The sequence below is a fragment of the Gilliamella sp. genome (genome assembly GCF_024104075.1).
Lineage (GTDB): Bacteria > Pseudomonadota > Gammaproteobacteria > Enterobacterales > Orbaceae > Gilliamella > Gilliamella bombi.
Genome location: NZ_JAGGHR010000072.1, coordinates 1 through 1037, shown reverse-complemented (window position 1 = coordinate 1037; position 1037 = coordinate 1). Strand labels below are relative to the sequence as shown.

General features: G+C 45.5%; 1 protein-coding gene and 9 tRNA genes. 9 read left to right on the top strand and 1 reads right to left on the bottom strand.

The features are described 5' to 3' along the window. Nucleotides 1–30: 30 nt before the first annotated feature. On the bottom strand, nt 31–183 hold the full coding sequence (locus tag J6569_RS11165; RefSeq protein ID WP_296318525.1) for a hypothetical protein: 153 nt from the start codon (nt 181–183) through the stop codon (nt 31–33). Nucleotides 184–231: 48 nt separating this feature from the next. On the opposite strand from J6569_RS11165, the gene J6569_RS11160 reads away from it, so the two are divergent. The 9 genes from J6569_RS11160 (at nt 232) to J6569_RS11120 (ending at nt 986) form a co-directional block, all read left to right on the top strand. Next, nucleotides 232–303: transfer RNA gene (locus J6569_RS11160), tRNA-Glu, on the top strand. A 30-nt stretch (nt 304–333) separates the two neighbouring features. Next, a tRNA-Ser gene (locus J6569_RS11155) sits at nt 334–420 on the top strand. A gap of 9 nt (nt 421–429) precedes the next feature. Then, nucleotides 430–503 (top strand) — tRNA-Met (locus tag J6569_RS11150). A gap of 3 nt (nt 504–506) precedes the next feature. Beyond that, nucleotides 507–580 (top strand) — tRNA-Asp (locus J6569_RS11145). A 6-nt stretch (nt 581–586) separates the two neighbouring features. Continuing rightward, a tRNA-Phe gene (locus J6569_RS11140) sits at nt 587–659 on the top strand. A 7-nt stretch (nt 660–666) separates the two neighbouring features. Then, a tRNA-Tyr gene (locus J6569_RS11135) sits at nt 667–748 on the top strand. A gap of 4 nt (nt 749–752) precedes the next feature. After that, nucleotides 753–823, top strand: a tRNA-Trp gene (locus J6569_RS11130). Nucleotides 824–834: 11 nt separating this feature from the next. Further along, a tRNA-His gene (locus J6569_RS11125) sits at nt 835–907 on the top strand. A 7-nt stretch (nt 908–914) separates the two neighbouring features. Then, nucleotides 915–986, top strand: a tRNA-Gln gene (locus J6569_RS11120). Nucleotides 987–1037 lie beyond the last annotated feature (51 nt).

The window sequence follows — 1037 nt, the reverse complement described above, 5'->3', positions numbered from 1 at the left end:
CTTTATCCGCAATTGTTTATTGGCCTTTTATTAAAAAGTACGATCAAGTTCTGTTGCAGCAGCAACAAAGTGAAGAATAATAAATAAACTCAATGTCAAAATTGGCATTGAGTTTTTTGCTTTTTCAAGGATAAAAGCGCTTTTTTCAAAAAGTTGTAATTTTTTGGCAATTTCTTCTTGCATTTTGGCGCTTATCTAGTATACTATTGAATGTGCTTTGATTCAGAACATGACCCGTTGGTCAAGTGGTTAAGACATCGCCCTTTCACGGCGGTAACATGGGTTCAAATCCCGTACGGGTCATTACCAACGTTTATTGGTATTTTTACATTTGGAGGATTACCCAAGTGGCTTAAGGGGACGGTTTTGAAAACCGTTAGACGGTCTTGCCGTGCGTGGGTTCAAATCCCACATCCTCCTTTATAACATCGCGGGATGGAGCAGTATGGTAGCTCGTCGGGCTCATAACCCGAAGGTCGGTGGTTCAAATCCACCTCCCGCAATATGGTCCATTGGAGCAGTGGTTTATCTCGTCTCCCTGTCACGGAGAAGATCATCAGTTCAAATCTGATATGGACCGTAGGATGGCTCGGTAGCTCAGTTGGTAGAGCAAAGGATTGAAGCTCCTTGTGTCGGCGGTTCGATTCCGTCCCGCGCCATCAGCCTGGAGGAGTAGCGAAGTGGCTAAACGCGGCGGTCTGTAAAACCGCTCTCTCTGAGTTCGGCGGTTCGAATCCACCCTCCTCCATAATAGGGATATAGTATAAAGGTAGTACATCGGTCTCCAAAACCGCTAGTGTGGGTTCAATTCCTACTATCCCTGTTTACCTCATGGCGGAATTGGTGAAGGGGTTAACACACCGGTTTGTGGATCCGGCATACATGGGTTCGAATCCCATATTCCGCCCTAGCATTGGGATATAGCCAAGCGGTAAGGCACTAGACTTTGACTCTATTATGCGCTGGTTCGAATCCAGCTATCCCAATCTATTAAATAAATATTCAATGGCGGTGTAGCCAAGTGGTAAGGCAGAGGT